The sequence below is a fragment of the Paenibacillus sp. J22P90 genome (genome assembly GCF_059692195.1).
On sequence record NZ_JCAUAY010000002.1, the window covers coordinates 1051989 to 1070775 of the forward strand.

The 18787-nt window shown below is 34.6% G+C and carries 17 protein-coding genes and 1 riboswitch; all 17 genes read right to left on the bottom strand.

Translation table 11 applies throughout. The annotated features are described in order from the left end of the window. Positions 1 to 60 precede the first annotated feature (60 nt). The gene (locus tag AC58UX_RS09335) at positions 61 to 207 is read right to left on the bottom strand and encodes a hypothetical protein (RefSeq protein ID WP_497251710.1); all 147 of its coding nucleotides are present in this window, start codon (positions 205 to 207) and stop codon (positions 61 to 63) included. A 53-nt stretch (positions 208 to 260) separates the two neighbouring features. Further along, positions 261 to 349: riboswitch (cyclic di-GMP riboswitch) on the bottom strand. 116 nt (positions 350 to 465) lie between these two features. Further along, entirely contained in the window at positions 466 to 1452 is a 987-nt protein-coding gene (locus tag AC58UX_RS09340) for a hypothetical protein (protein ID WP_497251712.1), read from the bottom strand. A gap of 82 nt (positions 1453 to 1534) precedes the next feature. Next, positions 1535 to 2899, bottom strand: a complete 1365-nt coding sequence (locus AC58UX_RS09345) for a sugar phosphate nucleotidyltransferase (RefSeq protein ID WP_497251714.1) — start codon at positions 2897 to 2899, stop codon at positions 1535 to 1537. 526 nt (positions 2900 to 3425) lie between these two features. Then, the gene (locus tag AC58UX_RS09350) at positions 3426 to 4868 is read right to left on the bottom strand and encodes a flippase (RefSeq protein WP_497251716.1); all 1443 of its coding nucleotides are present in this window, start codon (positions 4866 to 4868) and stop codon (positions 3426 to 3428) included. Between the two features lie 6 nt (positions 4869 to 4874). Further along, entirely contained in the window at positions 4875 to 5753 is an 879-nt protein-coding gene (locus AC58UX_RS09355) for a hypothetical protein (RefSeq protein WP_497251718.1), read from the bottom strand. Between the two features lie 320 nt (positions 5754 to 6073). Continuing rightward, positions 6074 to 7009: an alpha-1,2-fucosyltransferase gene (locus tag AC58UX_RS09360; RefSeq protein ID WP_497251720.1), complete on the bottom strand. Its 936-nt coding sequence runs from the start codon at positions 7007 to 7009 to the stop codon at positions 6074 to 6076. Continuing rightward, the gene (locus AC58UX_RS09365; RefSeq protein ID WP_497251722.1) at positions 7006 to 8208 is read right to left on the bottom strand and encodes a hypothetical protein; all 1203 of its coding nucleotides are present in this window, start codon (positions 8206 to 8208) and stop codon (positions 7006 to 7008) included. Before AC58UX_RS09365 ends, AC58UX_RS09360 begins: the two co-directional genes overlap by 4 nt. After that, a complete protein-coding gene (locus AC58UX_RS09370; protein ID WP_497251724.1) occupies positions 8208 to 8993 on the bottom strand; it encodes a glycosyltransferase family 2 protein in 786 nt (261 codons plus the stop codon). The genes AC58UX_RS09365 and AC58UX_RS09370 overlap by 1 nt, the downstream gene beginning before the upstream one ends. A 290-nt stretch (positions 8994 to 9283) precedes the next feature. After that, positions 9284 to 10546, bottom strand: coding sequence for a glycosyltransferase family 4 protein (locus tag AC58UX_RS09375; protein WP_497251726.1), 1263 nt, complete (start codon positions 10544 to 10546; stop codon positions 9284 to 9286). Further along, positions 10540 to 11823 carry a nucleoside/nucleotide kinase family protein gene (locus AC58UX_RS09380; protein WP_497251728.1) on the bottom strand — a complete coding sequence of 428 codons (1284 nt, stop codon included), beginning with the start codon at positions 11821 to 11823 and terminating at the stop codon, positions 10540 to 10542. The genes AC58UX_RS09375 and AC58UX_RS09380 overlap by 7 nt, the downstream gene beginning before the upstream one ends. A 22-nt stretch (positions 11824 to 11845) precedes the next feature. Next, positions 11846 to 12799 carry a phosphotransferase gene (locus tag AC58UX_RS09385; RefSeq protein ID WP_497251730.1) on the bottom strand — a complete coding sequence of 318 codons (954 nt, stop codon included), beginning with the start codon at positions 12797 to 12799 and terminating at the stop codon, positions 11846 to 11848. A 19-nt stretch (positions 12800 to 12818) separates the two neighbouring features. Continuing rightward, a complete protein-coding gene (locus AC58UX_RS09390; RefSeq protein ID WP_497251732.1) occupies positions 12819 to 14021 on the bottom strand; it encodes a glycosyltransferase family 4 protein in 1203 nt (400 codons plus the stop codon). Positions 14022 to 14035: 14 nt separating this feature from the next. Further along, the gene (locus AC58UX_RS09395; protein WP_497251734.1) at positions 14036 to 14818 is read right to left on the bottom strand and encodes a WecB/TagA/CpsF family glycosyltransferase; all 783 of its coding nucleotides are present in this window, start codon (positions 14816 to 14818) and stop codon (positions 14036 to 14038) included. A gap of 125 nt (positions 14819 to 14943) precedes the next feature. Further along, positions 14944 to 16023 (bottom strand): GDP-mannose 4,6-dehydratase, encoded by a 1080-nt coding sequence (gmd, locus tag AC58UX_RS09400; protein WP_497251736.1) that lies wholly within the window; start codon positions 16021 to 16023, stop codon positions 14944 to 14946. Positions 16024 to 16050: 27 nt separating this feature from the next. After that, the gene (gene fcl, locus AC58UX_RS09405) at positions 16051 to 16992 is read right to left on the bottom strand and encodes a GDP-L-fucose synthase (RefSeq protein WP_497251738.1); all 942 of its coding nucleotides are present in this window, start codon (positions 16990 to 16992) and stop codon (positions 16051 to 16053) included. 26 nt (positions 16993 to 17018) lie between these two features. Beyond that, the gene (locus AC58UX_RS09410) at positions 17019 to 17711 is read right to left on the bottom strand and encodes a sugar transferase (protein ID WP_497251740.1); all 693 of its coding nucleotides are present in this window, start codon (positions 17709 to 17711) and stop codon (positions 17019 to 17021) included. A gap of 17 nt (positions 17712 to 17728) precedes the next feature. Continuing rightward, complete coding sequence (gene galU, locus AC58UX_RS09415; RefSeq protein WP_497251742.1) at positions 17729 to 18619, bottom strand: UTP--glucose-1-phosphate uridylyltransferase GalU; 891 nt, start codon at positions 18617 to 18619, stop codon at positions 17729 to 17731. Positions 18620 to 18787 lie beyond the last annotated feature (168 nt).

Here is an 18787-nt window from a genome sequence, read left to right on the forward strand (position 1 = left end):
AATAAAAAGGCACCTGACAAAGGTGCCTTAGTTTAGATAGTATTATTTACAAATCTAGCATTATGAAGTTATAACTTTCGGTTCCATACTGTCCATACTAAATACTGCCGCGGCCATCTCATCAGCACGTTTTGCTGCCGCGAACACGCTTAAATAAAATACACAACCACTCAGCCATACTAGAAACAACACGATTAGCCAAAACATACTAGATCTACCTCCTACGTATCGTTTCACATAAGAACAATCGGAGGTCCGTAACCGGCAGCTGGCTAACATATTAGATGACTCTAATTTAGTCCCTATAGCTTTGCGTCATTGATTTTCATCAATTTTGCCATTATCCTACGCGTTATGTGATTAACAGTTATAGGTATATTTTAGCAAAATCTATGAATATTTCATCTATCTTTAGATTCATTGTTTCGTCCTTAATCTAGTTCTTTAGACCTCAATTACCTAGTTTTATTTAAGAAATGCTTGAGACAGTTGATTGATTGCATTGCTCTGTGCAGATTGTTTCATAGTGCTATATGCCTGTTTCCATGCATCTATTTCTTTTGAGTTTACACCAGCTTGTGCTGCGTCAGAAAGAATCCCATTAAAACTTGCATCACAGCGAGATTCAGCACTAGTAAACTTGCCCATAAACATGCTCTGAAGTTCACTTAACTTCAAAGAGTTGTTAGCTTTTTTAGCATCTATTACGCTTGTTATTAGATTGCTAATATCCCCCCGGCAGCTAACTTCTAAAGCATCCAACTTCGACTTATAACCTGCGACTACGGTAGGATCTGTTGTTGTGGTTGGGGTTTTCTCAGTTGGGGACTTTTCTACCATCACTGGTTGAGTGATTGTTTTCTCTGGCTGCGTTTGTTTCTTTACCTGCAATTCCTTTTCAACTCGTTTCCTTTCAACCGGATCATCAATGCCTATTAACTCAATTGGATAATTTGGATCAAGGATGAGCAAACCTTTGCCATATTGCTTAGTAATTAAACGTAAAGCAGATATTTGATCTGCACTTAATTTCGATAGTAAAAGATCCCGAATTTTCTGCTTGTCCTCTGTAGATAGATCGCTTTTTGCTTCCCCAGTAAGGTAATATACTTCTTTCAAGGATAAACCAGATTTTAATAGTATCGCTGCTACATCAAGAGCATCCTGCGTCTTAATTGGCTTGCTTGCAAACTCTTCAGCTTTTTCAACAGGGGAGCTAAGTATACTTGGAAGCTTGGTCTCATTTGATTCTTTTGTGTCTACCACTGATGCAGTCTCCGTCACTTGACGTTCATCAATTGGCAGCTGGTGTCTTTGAACAATGTCTGTTACGTCAATCGAACGAATCTTATAATATAGGATACCGCCTCCAACTAACATTGTAAAAACTATGATGCTTATACTTCCTAGCAGCCATTTCTTCCATGATCTCTTAGGTTTCTTACTTCTCATGAAATGATCACCACCCATACTTCATTAGAAATCAAATAATCCCCCTAAGATTATCATAGTGACAACCGTTAGGGGGATCGCATTAACTTGGAAATTGCATAATCTCTTCCCAGCTCATATAAAGTCGGATAATGTCTTCTTCAATCAGTTCGCTGCCTGTTTGTACTTCAATAAACTCTATATCCGTAATCCCTCTAATCGCGTGCCTGGAACGCATTGGAATTTGGATTACATCCCCAGCCTTGACTGGAATGAGTTTCTCATTCAGAACGATCTCGCCTTCGCCAGCAATAAATGTCCACGTTTCGCTGCGCTTATGGTGTAATTGATAACTTGAATTTTTGCCTGCACCTATACAAATTCTTTTAGTAAGAACGTGTTGATTTTCAGCCAGCTTACTATAATCTAAAACTTTATACCAACCCCAACGTCTTTCCTCGTACATGGGTCTCAATTCGACATCTCGCATAATATCCTTGATTTTAGGACTGGAAGCCTTATCTGCAACCAGAATACCATCTGGACTTGTCGCGACAACAATATTGGAAAGACCAATCACCGTGACAGGAACATCTAACTCATTAACGACATGCGTGTTCACAGAATCATGACTAATAATGCCATTCCCCATGAGAGGGGAACTCATTTCTTCCGTTAACGTATTCCAAGTACCAAGGTCTTTCCAATACCCATCATAGGGGGCAACCACTACGTGACTTGCTTTCTCCACGACCTCATAATCAAAACTGATTTCCTCTAAACTCTCGTACTGTTTCACGAGTTCCTCATACTGAATGGGAATGCCCTTCTCAATCAGCAAATTAATGAGGTAATCTAATTTAAAAGCAAAAACCCCACAATTCCAAAGCGCATCTCGCTCAATCAAGAGCCTCGCCTGGTCTTCATGGGGTTTCTCTGTAAAATGACTAACTGTCCTATATGTATCATTACTTGTTTCTTGTGAAGGTACAATATAACCATACTTCTCTGATGGATATGTCGGCTTTACACCGATTAGCCCGATATCTGCACCAGACGAAAGTACAATCTTCTCTAACTCTTTGACTTTGTTGAAAAATCTATTCTCGACGTACGGATCAACGGGTAAGACCGAAATGACCTCTTGAAGACTAACGCCTTCCATCGAGTATAAATACGTCGCGGCTAACGCAATTGCTGGGAAGGTATCTCTACGCTCAGGCTCTACAATAATTGGGGCATCTGTTCCGAGTTGACTGTAGATCATGTCTAACTGAGCTTTGCCTGTCGCCACATACGTGGAGTGGGTTAGGCCGACATTCCCGATTTGCCGCCAAACACGCTGGACCATGGATTCCAGCTGCTCTTCTTCATTCTTCAGCACTTTCAAAAATTGCTTTGAACGTGAGTCATTGGATAACGGCCATAGACGTTTGCCTGATCCACCAGATAGTAACACTAATTTCATAATATCGCCTCCAAAAATAGGTTCGAGAAGACTAACTGAACAAAGTTATATAAAAAATACTATATATGTCATTAATATTTCATGCTAAACTATGTTCCACTATCACTAGAACCTCTCTTCTAATTTAAGAAAAGATAATTGGTATAAATCATATTTAATAACAACAATTTTTACGTTTTTAGTTCCTTTTAATAATATTGCAGATATATTCCTCAAAAAATGGTTATTTGGTTAATATATATCGTAAACAAATACTACCAAAGATGGCTAAAATCAGTATAATTCTTTCTTATTAATATTTATTTTGTACATTTTCTTGGTGATGCTATAGGATAAAAGTCATTTTATTTATACTAATAAAATGTACTTTCTATCAAAGACTATTTGAAAGAAATTATGTTTTATATTAATAGATATATAACACAATTCTCTTTAAGTAATCCTTCCCTTTGACAAACGATAGAAAGTAATCCCTATTAAGTATGTTCTCTTAATAGGGATTACTTTCTAAACAAACCTTTTTTTATCAGCGTTGCTCAAGCACTAATTTATTCTTTAACTTAAGGCTGTTAAGTACATATAGCAATATCTGATCTTTAATTCCCAACATAATAACGCAATACACAATAACACCCACAGAAATTTGAATCAGGGTAGATATAATTGTCTGACCATATATGAACCCAATTGGATACACGCAAAGATACATAACTACCCCTGAAAAAAAATACTTCAAAATCCCCAAAAAAAATACTATCGGATTAACAACTTCACGAGAGAAATAGAGCATAACAAACATACCCAAATATTCAGCAAAAACGGATGAAATTAATGATCCCGTTGCACCATATTTGCGAATGAAGAAAAAATTTAATGTAAAATTTGCAACCGCGGCCAGTAAAACCGCAAAAGTATAATAATTTTCCTTTTTACTAGCGACTAAAACTTGATTAGCTAGGATAGATGACCAGCTTAAAGTCAATATTAGTAACGGACTTATTAACAACATCTCAGTTACAGCTTCATATCCGTTTCCCAAAAACCATGGTACTAGAGTCTCTCTGATAGCCATAAGTCCAAATGTCATTGGAAAGGCAAGGAAAGATACTGCGTACAATGATTTATACACTGTGGCTCGTAGTTCTTCTTTATTGCCATTTGAATAACTATTAGCTGCTTTAGGTATAGTTACAACTGAAAGAGCCGTTGTAATAGTTGTAGCAATTATTACTATTTTCAAGGAATTTACATATAACCCCACCTGAATATTATCTGTAAAGTACTTAAGCATGATTTTATCAAATGAAGTATAGACACTAGCTGCTATTGTTGGCAGCCATAATTTAAATGATCCTAACAAATGTACTCTTATGTTATTCCAATTAGGTTTTTTAAAGCCCACCGTTTTCTTTATACCAATCCATAAAGTTACCTGTCCAATGAACGTTGATGCAGAAATAATAAGAGCATACAAGACCATATCATTCTTCGAATTAACAAATACAAAAATAAGAATAACGCTGATTATTTTAACAAAGAAATTTCGAAAAGCTATTGTTCTAAAACGCTCAATTCCCGCAAAATACCAAGAAATATCAATAAGTGAAGATAATACTGTAAATCCTTGTACTAAATAAAGTGCTTTATCGACTCCAGTTTCATGAACATAAATGAAGTAACCAATAGTTGCTACACTCATTGTAATTAGAAGGGTATAATTTAAATCCCAGAATGTTTGCCTCTTTTCTTCTTCATTATTTCTAACGTATGCAATTTGCCTGCTTCCGTAGGTTGCCATCCCAAGCAACCCAAATAATACAAAGTATTGCATCACTGCTTGTGTTACTGAGTATTTTCCCATACCATCAACTTGCAGCACTCTTGAAATATATGGAGTCGTTACCAATGGTACTATTAATACCAATAACTGATAGGTCATATTATAAAGATAATTCTTAAACGTCTTCATTTCACTTCACATTTCTTTCTTTATTTGGATAAAATTCTTTACTCCTTTTTGTAGCAATAATACAAGGCGATAAACCCACCACGGGAAGATACGTCTAATTAGCGCCATAATTTTTACATAAATATTAACATTTTTCTTTCTATGCAACACTAATATTTGTGGATATGGCGACTTTTGTACCGATGGAATTTGAAATTCTGCTCTTTTGTTCATGCCAAATAACAACTTTGGATTATTGCCGAATTCTGAAGGATCTCGATATTCAGGAATATTGTGCAATTTTGCGAGTACACTAAATATTGATTGATCATGGCGATTTTGGATAAACCGGCCATCTTCAGAAAAATCGCCCTTTAATTCATCAGTTATGAGTGTTCCAAAGGTAGCAATTGTCAAATATTCATGAACAAAAGCAATACTCTTATCTGTCTTTCGTAAGAAAATAAAAGTTGCTATTCTCTGACAACTTTCTTTTATCTCAATATCTTCTTCACACTTAAAATATTCAAATATTTCTCTTTTCGTCCATTGAATTTCTCTAAAAGGAATTGAGAAACTCATTATGTCAATTCCATCATACTCCATACAATTAATAATAGAATCTACACTGCTTATAAAATAGGAACCTGAATCAACATAAAATAAGTAATCGCCGTAGTCAATCATATCTAGAGTTTTTTTAATAAAATATGGCTTCCACAGCCAATACCCACCGCCTCGTTTTGACTTCAATATATCATTATAATTTTCTTTAAACTTCTCATCAATATCTTCAGGCCCATACTCAATAACCTTGTCTATTCCGCCTACAGCATATGCAGAATTCGTATTATACTTTTGAGCACCACGAAAAGCGGCATTTGCATAGTTAATTACGACCCTCATTCTTCACTCCCCACACACATCGAAAAAGCTATTCAATGTACTTCTTTGTGAATTAATAATATCATTGATTTGTTTTTCAAATAATCCAAAAAAAGAATCTTCAACTCTGCGCCTTCCACATATTATGCCAATGAAAAGCATACGAACTAGGGAATACAGAATCAAATTTTTAGTTTCCAAATGGGACTTAACCATTATTACTTCCCCAGAGAGGATTAAAAAGACGCATATTCACGCAAGGATTCCAACTTAAGGTCATCATAGTTAATTATGGCCCCTGGCTTTTTGGTACATTTCCTCATAATCTTCTTGGCCCGATCTCATTCTCGATCTACTCCCACATTAATTAATTTCCAATTCGGCATATAAATATCTGCTGAATCAACATTTCCGTTATACCATTTAGATGGGGCAACCACATGTTTCTTTTCATAAGAAGATAAGTACTGCGCCCACCAGCTAAACGTTGAATTTGAAATTATAAAATGCTTGCACGAGTACATCAATCTAAGCTCCTCATAATCTGCATTATCCAAATCTACGTATTGCACTTGATAATCAAAACTATAATTTTTCTTGATCCATTCATGGTCTTCATGACTATTGGAGAAAATGAAGAACACTGGGTTTTCAACTTTTGAGGAAATATAATCCATTCCTTCTTTATAGTATTGATAGTCACATAGTGCTAACGTTTTTGCATAATAGCTATTTACATAATCTCCCCTACGTACATGAACACAAACTGCATTGCAGCTCTCTATTTCGTCTATGAAATTCTTATTCTGTTTAGAGGGAGAATAGCGAACAGAAAATTCATCCAACACTTTGTCTCTGATAGAATCGAAATATTTCCACGATTGAAAAGCACCTTCTACATAGCAATTCGTTTTTACTAGTTTTAGGCTTTCATAATATTTGTATATCTCCGGCGTATAAACAATTCCATACCTGTTCATTAATAAAAACAGTCTTTCTCCAGTGATTCCGAAAGTACTACATATTTTATTCAATATCTTTCTTTTAATAACAAAAAGCTTATATCCCATTCCTGCAGCATCTTCATCAACAGTCTCAATTATTAATGAAAGTTGCATACAATGTAATGCAAAATTCCTTACATCTTCATTCTTATTCCTATGCATAATTGCTGAGATACTATTTTCGCTACAATTATATTTCTTGATCTGAGCTAATACATAAGCATATTGGAATAACTGATTACCTAATCCACCTCCAAAAATTATTTTTATCATTTGCATACCTCTTTCACCATTTCCCGCTTCCAATTAAAGAAAAAAGATAATCCTATAGTTTGGAGCACAACTGGTTGCGTATTATATGCTACTACTAATACGGAAAAAAAAGCCACAGTATATAGTAAATCCTTATGTGTAAACACCTTGGACTGTTTATACAATGTAAATAAATACAAAATTGTCAATGGAACACCACAACTAGCCGCAAAATTAGCCATTCCATTACTTCTTGATCCCTCAAGAATAGAATTCCAAGCATCTTTATAATTGTTTACAATACCTGTACCAAATAATAAATTATCTTTTGCTATTCGGTAGCCTTCCCATGTGTCATCCATACGTACACCATAAGACCCCCCCTGCTCTAACACCTTATACTTAAGAATTCCATAATTCGCTTCTACACTATATAACCCTATACCTAAGAATATTATAATCAGTAGAATTAACGGATTTTTTATCACCTGATAAGTAAAGCCATTTTTAATTGCGTAAACAGCTAACAAAATCACAAAGCAAACTAAGCCTGTACCAGATTGAGTAGTAAGTAATGCTAACGCCAATAATGCAACCTTAACAAAATTTCTTCCCCTCAATATGTTCTTTTCCGAAAACAATTGAAATCCCAAGGCGATGATAAGAGCAACAGCAAACATTCCCGCTTCACTGTACGGACCAGTATTTCTCGTAATATTTATTGAATTTTGCTTTGATTGATAATAGAATGTTCCATAATAAGTCGGGTCGCCATAATTACCAGAAAACGGTAAAATTACAGAAGTATATGTTACTAACGTAAAACAAATTAAACTAATTGCTGCTATTGCGCACATCACATTTACATATTTTTTTCTAAATGAATCACTTGTTATATTACTTATTATTAACGCCAGCGATACAAGTCTTATTGCTAAGATTATCAAATTGTTAATATCCAGAGGATATGGCTTCATCAATAGAGTTACAGTTTCATCAATTAAAATAAAGTAAAGTAGAAAAACAAGCATTCTCATATTCATTTTGCTAATGTTCCTGTACTTCCATATAAAATGAAGCGCTATAGCTAACAAAATAAACATAGAAGGAATCATATATATATAATTCAGAACAACAAAGCCTGAAGAGATTATCATCCATGTCACAGCGATATATTCATCTAATTCTCGTTGTTTTCCTCCTTTGTTTAAAGATTCCATCATTTTCTTATCCTTTCCCAAATAAATCTGTATTGTTTAAGTTGGTTAACTACATTCCAGCCAACTGATTTATATATACTTCTTAGTTCAGCTTTCCAACGCGGTACACCGTTTCTCTCAGCAACAAGTATGCCTTCCTCATAGACCATTTTTCTATTTGTATCGCTTAATCCTCCTGCTGACATTTCAGCAATAATTACAGGAATATATTTAAAGTTAGCTCCTTTACGGTAAAATCTCGCCATGAGTTCTTTATCCATAACTAATTTAAATTGCAAATCAAATACTCCGAATCTTTCATAGGCCGTTTTACGGACAAAACAGGTAGGATGCATTATTACCATTTCATATTTAAGCTTGTTAAGATTCTCCTTTGATTTACGTACATACCTTAGCCCATGTACTTCATCATTCCAGATGCAGTCCCCATATATAACATCCGTTTCAACATCAAAACTCTCATCAACAATATTTAATGCATTTTCTGCTAGTAAATCATCTGAATTAATAATACCAATAATCTCACCGGTTGCCCTACTAATGCCCTTATTAAAGGCATCACTAATCCCTTTATCCGGCTCAGATATGTGGTTCACAGCTATACCTTTAGCATTAAATATCGGAATATATTTAGCGATAATTTGATTGGTATTATCTGTTGATGCTCCATCTACTAAAACATATTCTATATTTTCATAACGTTGACGAAGTAGGGATTCAAAAGTTTTTTCAATCGTCTTTGAAGAATTGTAACAAATTGTTATTATCGAAATCCTTGGCATCATATGTCTAATCCTTTTATTCTTTTTATTATTTCTTGCTGAAAATTGAGCAAATTCTCGCCAACATTACAAATTCTTTGTAACAATAAAATTACTTTTACTGTAATACACAAAATAATTATTAACCTTTACATTTATGAAGTTGAGGTATTACTTCGATCTAAAAAACATATTTTTCCAAGTGCAGCTCATTAATGTATCCTCAAAACATTAGAAACATAAAGCTAACAAATTATGATTAAAACACTGATGAATTAATTAATAACAATCTTATATTTTCCAATCACAACCTTCTACTTATATTTTTCTAATGAATCATTATATACGTAATCAACAAATTTCATATTTACTTCCCACGTATATAATGTTTCAAGACGTTGTCTAGAAGCTTTCCCTTTTTCTTCTATAAGAGTAGGATTATTGTAGTACTTATTAATTTTTTCTATTAAATCTCTTTTCATCTGTCGATAATCAATGATGTTAATTAATTCCCCAGTTGTTGGAGTTATTATCTCTCCTACACCGTGATGATTAAATGCTATGACCGGTAATCCATGCGACATTGCTTCTAATACAACATTTCCAGAAGTATCTCTTAAACTAGTAAATACAAACAGATCAGCAGAATGATAAAGTTCATTGACTTCTAAATATGATAATGCCCCCTTGAAAACCACTCTTTCACTAAGTCCATATTTTCCAACCAAATCCTCACTTGGCTTTCTGTCTCCCCCATCTCCTACAATCGTTAGATGGAAATTTTTAAAATTAGACTCTCCTAATGCATCTATCAGAACTTTTAGCCCTTTTCTTGGGAATAAACCACCAACCCACAGGAGTTTAATATCATGACCTTTGTAATCATATTGCTTTATAGAATTTCGTTCAGGATTATATGCCGTTTCCAATAACCTAAAGTACTTCCTGTTCTTTGGCATAATTCTTTCTGTCGATTGATCAGCAATAAGTATGGCTACAGATTTTTTAGTAGCTCGCTTTATATCAAGCGAACACTTCAAATGAAGCCAATTCACAACATTCCTTAGTCTTTCTTTTAAAATATCTCTTTTTCTGTAATAAGCATTCTTGGTGATGGGATTATAAAATTGACCTCCACCAATCGGCCCCCATATAAAAGGTTTATCGAGTTTATACAATTTCCCTGGAGTTCTGTATTCATTAAAAGTAATGTGATGAACAATATCGATATTGTATTGTTTAACAATATTTTGGGCTAATGGCAGTATCTGTTTTTGCCAAAAACGATAGTATATAAAAATTCCACCAGGTAGTTTCTTTTTCAACTTTATAAATACATTTGAGCAATCGTAGTAGAGAAAATGTAAGTAATCATTATAATTAGCTTCCATATACTTTTCGATGAGATCCTTATTATTAGTTCGAGTAATTACATATACATTATACTTTTTAGACAAATGAATCGCCCAGTTCCATCCGACGCCAGGTTCCGATCCCTTGTTTGGTTCACAGGCATAAGCTGAAATTAGTATATTTAATCTTCTATTATTATTTGGATTTTTATTTTCGGTTACCATTTGCGTCTTCCTCGTATAATCTTATTGCATGTTGTTATTATATCATCCACACATTGATCAATACTTGATTGAGTAGTGTCGATAAAATAAGCATTATTCTTTCCTTTAAAATTATGGTTCATTTTTTTCTTTTGTTCTTCTATATCCTCTATCTTAATTTCATATTTCCTTTCAAGCAAAGTCTGACCATCTCCAGTTAAAATAAATATTGCATCTGGTTTCTTAACGAACCTTCCAAAAAATCTCAAAAAACCAGTTGGAAGGTTTAAATTATATCTAATAGAATCAATATAATAATCAAAATAGTATCTTTCAATTAAGATAAGAGAACTTTGTATCCTGGATTTAGTGATAGACACATTACCAATCAAAAAGTCTAAATAGTAATATATAAACTTAAGAAGTGATACAAATTTACCTGCAAATTTCTTTTTATCATGTGGATTGCTAGTATCTATACCCTCAGGTGTAGATTTTATCTGTGAAATATCTTTAAGCACCCGAACACGAGAATGATAATGCCTAACTCTTCTGAAGGCATTCTTATAGCGTTTCATCAATTCATTAGAAATAGTGCTTTTACCAGCACCATCTACCCCTAATAAAACAATAAACATACCTGTTGGATGAAAAATACGTTCGATTTTTCGACAAATATCAAAAAAGATATAGTAAATATTTTTTTTAAAACTTGATGTCCTTTTTCTCAATTCCCTGTTTAATATTTCGAGTATGATTTCATCAAAATTGTTTTCTTTAATACATGTTAAGGTCTTGTCTAAATTATCAACGCTCAAAAACCTTCCCAATGATTTCTTTGTACTACTAGTCTCACTTTCATCCATACTTGAAAGCAAATTAGTTAAATGTTCCTTACTTATATCAGAGAATGTTTTCTTTAATATCTTTTTAACGAGAATGTAAGTGAATTCAACATTTTGAGTGGGGACGTTGAAATTTTTATACTCTAATTTATTATTTACTAGTTCGTCAATAGACAGGAGAATTCTACCATTCCTTTCATAATGAGTACAAAAATCTACTTGTAAAAATTCTTGATTGTTAGAGATAACGCAATCTGCAGCATAATACTCATGGCGCCAAAATTGGATTATTCTCCAACCTGTTCCCTGCAATGTATCGTCCAAGATTTTAATTGCCTTTTTAATATGAGACACTTGAATAGCGATATCAATATCAGAATCAAATTGTTCCGGTAGTTTCTGATATGAGTGCAAAATCACATAATTCACTTGTTTTTCTTTAAAGCTACTCATTATGTAGTTGAATATTTCCCGACTATTCATTTTTTTCCCCACTAATGTCTCTATGAATTTTTCTATATTCATTAAAATACAACTCTTCTAAGTGAATATTGTTTATTTTGCTATCATTTTTTTTTGCTTGTTTTAATGCTATTTCAAATGCTTCCTTTTCACTCTTTCCTTTCAGCAAGTGCTCAATTTGAAATACATAATGGATTAAGTCAAACCCATAAAATCTATAACCACAATGTTCCCAATCAAATACGGTGAAAATATCATTATTTCTTTTTATGTTCCATGGCGCAAAATCCCCATGTGAAAATACATATGGGTTACCTTTATTCATTTCTATAGGTCTACTATTGGCTATATCCTTAAATATTTTGATTATCTCATCGGTAAGTACTGGTGTGACCTTTTCACCGGTGAATTCTTCTGATATTTGAATATTAAACTTATAACCATCTTCCATTTTTTGTGCACCAACAAAAAACGGAACATTAAATGTTCGGTATGCCTTTCCCTTTTGTAGAAAATCAATCTCTGCTAACATTTCTTTCGTAGAAGCTTGATCACCGATCTTAAAATAGATCGCCGGTAGGTTGCAATTTGTAGCATCAAAGCATTGGATAACCAACTTCTGCTTATCATCATACGTTCCTACAATGATATTCCATGCATACTCTAGGAATCTTTTTGCAACTATTTTTTTAGTATAATCACTAATCTCTTTATCAAAAGATACGTTTACAAAATCCCCTAAGTTAGCCATTTTCAATACACTAAATGGAAGAAAAACTAATAATCTCATCAACCATTCCAGCTTTTTTGAATAAGATGATAAATTAGAAGCTAGTCGTTTTTTACCGCCGTTAAGATAAATAAAATAACGTATTTTGCCTTTGTTGCTCAAAGCGAAATGTGTGGCCTTACCTCTACTTACATTGTTAAACTTTATTGCTTTATCTATAATAGTGGAATTGTTCATTTTACATGCTCTTCCTTAATTATCTATTTAAAACTTCATTATAAATCTGATCTAAAACTTGATAATTGCTTTCTGCATTAAAATATAATTTATATTCCCTCATAGATGAATCAACCAAATTGGTTAACTCCTCAACAGAGCTTCTTAGGCTCTCTACTGAATCGAATTTGAATTTTATCCCGGTAATTCCGTTCTGAATAATGCTTCCTACATTTCCAATATTACTACCAATTACAGGTGTACCACTCGATAAACTCTCGACAATCGTCACTGGAAAGCCCTCGTACCACTGGGTTGGAAGAATGAGAGCTCTTGATTCACCAATAATTTTCTTAACTTCTTCATTTGGCACAAATCCAAGCATCTTTACATTATATAGAGCATTTTTTTCTATATACTTTTTACACCAGGCTTCTTCGGGACCTGTTCCACAAATAATTAATTGTGAATCTTTAATTTCTATCCAAGCTTCTAATAACAAACGAATACCCTTTAATTTATCTAAGCGTCCAGCAAAAACAAACTGATTCTTTCGCTGTTCATATGGAATACATTCAGATTCAGTATCCACAAAATTGGGTTTTATAAACACCTTATTAGGGTTAACCATCTGCTTTTTACCCCTATTTAACTGCAGCAACTTATGTCTATTAAATTCAGTAAGACAAATATAATTGAGAAACTTATAGATTCTAAAAAATCTATGGATCTTCAATGTAGCTACAATCCCTAATGTTTCAAGATAACTTCCTCGATAGCATTTATACTTTATTGCGGACTTTAGTCCTTTGCTTATACACAACTCACATATATGACTATTGCCTCTTTTATCTTCCCGGTAAAATGTGGCTGCAGAACAAAGTAAACGAAAATTATGGATTGTTTGAACTACAGGAACCTTTCGAGCAAGTGCTGCATAATAAACTGAAGGGCTTACTAAATTTAATGTGTTATGGACATGGAGAATATCTATTTTCTCCTCTTTTATAATTCGTTTAACTTCTTTAAAGGTTTTCAATGAAAAAATCGTTGTGAACGGCAAACATAGCTTTTGAAATTTATTAAAGTTTTTAAGTTCTGAATTATTGCGGCTATACAAAATAACTTCATGTCCGTGATTTTCCAACAACCTCTTTTCATTTGCCACAACTGTATCTTCTCCACCAGGAATCTGGTAGTAATTATGTACAATTAGAATTTTAGGTTTTGTAATATTGTACAAATTCCCTCCCCCTTCTATTTACCTCTCGTTACAAGCCAAATGAACTTTATATTCGTATAGAAATATCTCTTAAATAATCTCTTAGGGTCCTGTATCAGACGATAAAACCATTCAAGATTGTTTCTCTGCATCCATTTAGGGGCTCTTGCAATATTATCAGCGTGGTAATCAAATCCCGCCCCCACACCTATCATAAGACCATTCACTTTTTTTTGATGTGCTGCCATCCATAACTCCTGTTTCGGCGCTCCCAATCCTACCCATATAAAATCTGGATTTGAAGTATTGATTTTCTTTACAATAGCCTCATCCTCTTCATCCGATAATGGACGATACGGAGGGCTGTACATCCCCGTAATATTTAAACTAGGATAGTTTTCTTTTAATTTTCGAAAAAATTTTTCTAACGTTTCTTCTGTAGAACCGTAAAAATAGTGACGGTAACCTTTTTCAACAGAAAGCTTGAAAATTTCCCCCATTAAATCTGGGCCAGTTGTTCTTGCCATGTTTTCGTAACCACGTTTTCTGCCAATTGTAGATAATGGACCACCATCTGGAATTGCCATAATCCCACCGTTTTGAACAGCACGATAATCCCGCTCTTCATAACTAGTTACTACGGTATGGACATTAGAGACACAAATGTACTCCCCTGCTAAACTCTTAATATTTCTATTTAAATAGTCAACTAGCCACTCCATATTAATAGCTGCTATGTTTACACCTAGAATGTTGCATGTAGGTATCTTCGACTTATCAACAGCATAATTTAGAGCTTGTTTTAGTACTATTGACATGCTGACTTCTCCCCTGCTCATTTATTTCCAGCAGCATTTCTGCTTATAATTAATCAAAAAGAAGAGCATCTGATGCTGCTCTTCTTTCACTTGTACCCTATACACTATTTAACCTATAATTTATTTCAATCAAACATAATCTTAACTCGATCTTCCTTCTCAACCTTCTTCACATCTGCTTCAACCATGATTTGAACCAACTCTTGGAATGAGGTTCGTGTAGGATTCCAACCTAACAATGTTCTAGCTTTCGTAGGATCTCCTAGTAACTGATCTACTTCAGTAGGACGGAAGAATTTCGGATCGATATCCACAATAACTGCACCAGTTGCTTTGTTGATACCTTTCTCTTCAACACCCTGAGCATTCCACTCGATTTCTATGCCTACATTCTTAAATGCTAACTCTACAAATTCTCTTACTGTATGCATTTCTCCAGTCGCGATAACGAAGTCTTCTGGCATATCATGTTGCAGAATGAGCCACATACATTCCACATAGTCTTTGGCATATCCCCAATCACGTAAAGAATCCAGGTTGCCTAATGATAATTTCTTTTGTTTCCCGCGTGCTATTCTTGCAGCCGCGAGTGAAATTTTACGAGTTACGAATGTTTCGCCACGTCGTTCTGACTCATGATTAAATAAAATACCATTTACAGCGAACATATTGTATGATTCACGGTAGTTTTTAGTAATCCAAAAACCATATATTTTTGCAACACCGTATGGAGAACGCGGATAGAAAGGGGTGGTTTCTTTCTGTGGCACTTCTTGAACTTTTCCATATAATTCAGATGTAGATGCCTGATAAACCTTCGTTTTTTCTGTTAATCCCAAGATTCGAACTGCTTCCAAGATGTTAAGTGTTCCTTTGCCATCTACATCCAATGTATATCCTGGCATATCAAAAGAAACTCTCACATGGGATTGTGCTGCTAGATTATAGATTTCATCCGGTCGAACTTCACTAATTAATCGAATTATATTAGAGGTGTCTGTAACGTCACCATAGTGTAAATGAAAATTACTATTGCTTAACAGTGCATCTGCTTCATCTTCATTAAGAATATCCTCTAAACGTTCTTGATTATAGGAAGAACTGCGACGAATAACCCCATGTACCTGGTATCCTTTTTCTAATAGAAACTCTGCTAGATAGGAACCATCTTGTCCAGTTACACCTGTAATTAATGCTGTTTTCATTATCAATTCCTCCACATATACTTTCATCTATTTCTTAACTAGAATGTGATTGTCAATAAACCATTGGTAAGCCGAACGGATTCCTTCTTCCAGTTCGATCTTTGCTTTCCAACCTAAGTTTGCAATTTTCGTAACATCAACAAGCTTTCTAGGCGTACCATCCGGTCTGGATGTGTTAAATACTAGCTCCCCATCATAACCAATCACTTTCTTAATGATTTCAGCCAGCTCTTTAATTGGAATATCTTCACCAACACCAACATTAATAATGTCATTGCTCTCGTAATTATTCATTAAGAATAAGCAAGCATTGGCCAAATCATCCGCATGGAGAAATTCCCGTTTCGGCGTACCCGTACCCCAAATTTCTACGTGGGGTGCCTGACTCATTTTAGCTTCATAAATTTTACGCATCAATGCGGGGAGAACATGTGATGTCTCCAAATCAAAGTTATCATTAGGCCCATACAAGTTGGTAGGCATCACTGAAATATAACGTGTACCATATTGCCGATTATAAGATTGACACATCTTAATGCCTGCAATTTTCGCTATGGCATAAGGTTCGTTCGTAGCTTCTAGCTCACCAGTTAGTAAATATTCTTCTTTCAGTGGTTGTGGTGCAAGCTTCGGATAGATACAAGTGGAACCAAGGAATAACAACTTAATAACGCCTGTCTTATAGGCTGCATCAATAATATTGGTTTGTATAATTAAATTATCTCGGATAAAATCAGCTGGATACTCATTATTAGCCACAATGCCACCTACTTTGGCAGCAGCCATGAATACATAGTCAATCTTTTCTACAGTAAAAAAGGTTAGAACATCATCGAATTTCCTTAGATCTAATTCTGCACTCGTACGATAAACTAAATTTTTATAGCCTTTCGCTTGTAATTCTCTTAAAATTGCAGATCCAACTAACCCTCTATGTCCCGCAATATAAATTTTAGCTCCTAATTCCATGGAACACCTCTATTATGTATATGTTTTTAATAAGCGTCTTTTGATCCCAAAAGCACCTTACACGTTTTCAAAATAATGATTAAATCCATCCTAATACTTCGTTTTTCGATGTATTTTAAATCTAATTCTACCATTCTTTCAAAGCTTACATTGTTCCTACCACTTATTTGCCACAAACCCGTGCACCCAGGAACTACGTATAGACGTTGTTTATGATAATCACTATATTGCTCCACTTCTCTTACTAGTGGGGGTCTTGGACCTACTAAACTCATTTCACCTTTCAACACATTCCATAGCTGAGGGAGCTCATCTATACTTGTTTTACGAATAATTTTACCTATTCTTGTAACACGAGGATCTTCTTTCAGCTTAAACATGTGACCTTTAATCTCATTCTGGTCCAATAGACTATCTAACAGTTCTTCTGCATTTGAAACCATTGATCTGAATTTGTACATTTTAAACTGTTTCTCATCTTTACCAACTCGTAGTTGATAAAAGAGAATTGTTCCCTTTGGATCCTCAAGCTTTATCGCAACAGCTAAGATAAGAAATACAGGTAAGCAGAGGACTATGCCAACTAGTGCTCCCAAGAAATCCACTACTCTTTTGATCACTAAATACGATACTTTGGCCTCGTAAACTGCCTTTACTTTCCTAGTGGAATAGTATTTATCTGACTCTAATACCGGGGTCTCAGTGGTGATATTCGGCATCTGCTTGCCTCCTAGCCTTATGAAAATTGCAAACGTTTTTCTCTCTCTAGAACATCTTGTAAAGCATGAAGCAACGGAATTCGAAGCTCGTCGTTCTTAAATGCAAAATCAACCGAAGTTAGAATAAAGCCAAGCTTTTCGCCTACATCATAACGTTTCCCCTCAAATTGAAAAGCATAGACGTCTTGAAGTTCATTTAATCGTGAAATCGCATCTGTTAATTGAATTTCTCCACCTGCACCTGTTTCCTGAAGTTCAAGAAAATCAAATATCTCAGGTGTTAGAATATATCGTCCCATAATAGCTAAATTGGATGGAGCCTTGCCAGGCGCCGGCTTTTCCACAAAGCTTCGGACCTTATACAAATCCCCACTCTTACTAATTGGATCAACAATTCCATATCGTTTCGTGTCTTCGTCGCTTACTGGTTGCACACCAATGACCGATGATTGGGTCATATCGAACTGATTCATCAATTGCTTCAAACATGGTGTTTCAGCGCTAACGATATCATCACCAAGTAAAACCGCAAAAGGTTCATTACCAATAAAGCGTCGAGCGCACCATACCGCATGTCCCAACCCTTTAGCCTCTTTTTGCCTTATAAAATGGATATCCACTTTTGCTGGTTTAAGAATCTCTTGCAGAAGCTCGTGTTTACCTTTCTCCATCAAATTTTGCTCCAGTTCAAAAGCACTATCAAAATGGTCCTCAATAGCTCTTTTCCCTTTTCCAGTCACGATAATGATGTCCTCAATACCGGATTCAATGGCTTCTTCCACAATGTACTGAATAGTTGGTTTATCCACGATTGGAAGCATTTCTTTGGGCATTGCTTTTGTTGCAGGCAGAAATCGAGTGCCTAGGCCAGCAGCTGGAATAATTGCTTTTCTGATTTTCTTCTCCATTGTTTAATCTATGTCTCCCCTGTAAGTTAAATACAACAACCTTTCATTTTTTAAAGCTTCTTTTAAAAAAACCAGGCATATCGTTTTTCACAAAAAACTGCATGACTCGATTTTTTAATAAAAATATGGGGCATTTAACCCCACCTCACATCACACCATTGATGATAT

What these genes read in the sequence shown, in the direction of transcription:
- AC58UX_RS09365 (WP_497251722.1), bottom strand. Translation starts at nt 8,208, where the DNA reads ATGGAATCTTTAAACAAAGGAGGAAAACAACGAGAATTAGATGAATAT.
- AC58UX_RS09340 (WP_497251712.1), bottom strand. Translation starts at nt 1,452, where the DNA reads ATGAGAAGTAAGAAACCTAAGAGATCATGGAAGAAATGGCTGCTAGGA.
- fcl (WP_497251738.1), bottom strand. Translation starts at nt 16,992, where the DNA reads ATGGAATTAGGAGCTAAAATTTATATTGCGGGACATAGAGGGTTAGTT.
- AC58UX_RS09385 (WP_497251730.1), bottom strand. Translation starts at nt 12,799, where the DNA reads ATGAACAATTCCACTATTATAGATAAAGCAATAAAGTTTAACAATGTA.
- AC58UX_RS09380 (WP_497251728.1), bottom strand. Translation starts at nt 11,823, where the DNA reads ATGAGTAGCTTTAAAGAAAAACAAGTGAATTATGTGATTTTGCACTCA.
- AC58UX_RS09345 (WP_497251714.1), bottom strand. Translation starts at nt 2,899, where the DNA reads ATGAAATTAGTGTTACTATCTGGTGGATCAGGCAAACGTCTATGGCCG.
- AC58UX_RS09375 (WP_497251726.1), bottom strand. Translation starts at nt 10,546, where the DNA reads ATGGTAACCGAAAATAAAAATCCAAATAATAATAGAAGATTAAATATA.
- AC58UX_RS09360 (WP_497251720.1), bottom strand. Translation starts at nt 7,009, where the DNA reads ATGATAAAAATAATTTTTGGAGGTGGATTAGGTAATCAGTTATTCCAA.
- AC58UX_RS09350 (WP_497251716.1), bottom strand. Translation starts at nt 4,868, where the DNA reads ATGAAGACGTTTAAGAATTATCTTTATAATATGACCTATCAGTTATTG.
- AC58UX_RS09410 (WP_497251740.1), bottom strand. Translation starts at nt 17,711, where the DNA reads ATGCCGAATATCACCACTGAGACCCCGGTATTAGAGTCAGATAAATAC.
- galU (WP_497251742.1), bottom strand. Translation starts at nt 18,619, where the DNA reads ATGGAGAAGAAAATCAGAAAAGCAATTATTCCAGCTGCTGGCCTAGGC.
- gmd (WP_497251736.1), bottom strand. Translation starts at nt 16,023, where the DNA reads ATGAAAACAGCATTAATTACAGGTGTAACTGGACAAGATGGTTCCTAT.
- AC58UX_RS09335 (WP_497251710.1), bottom strand. Translation starts at nt 207, where the DNA reads ATGTTTTGGCTAATCGTGTTGTTTCTAGTATGGCTGAGTGGTTGTGTA.
- AC58UX_RS09370 (WP_497251724.1), bottom strand. Translation starts at nt 8,993, where the DNA reads ATGATGCCAAGGATTTCGATAATAACAATTTGTTACAATTCTTCAAAG.
- AC58UX_RS09395 (WP_497251734.1), bottom strand. Translation starts at nt 14,818, where the DNA reads ATGTCAATAGTACTAAAACAAGCTCTAAATTATGCTGTTGATAAGTCG.
- AC58UX_RS09355 (WP_497251718.1), bottom strand. Translation starts at nt 5,753, where the DNA reads ATGAGGGTCGTAATTAACTATGCAAATGCCGCTTTTCGTGGTGCTCAA.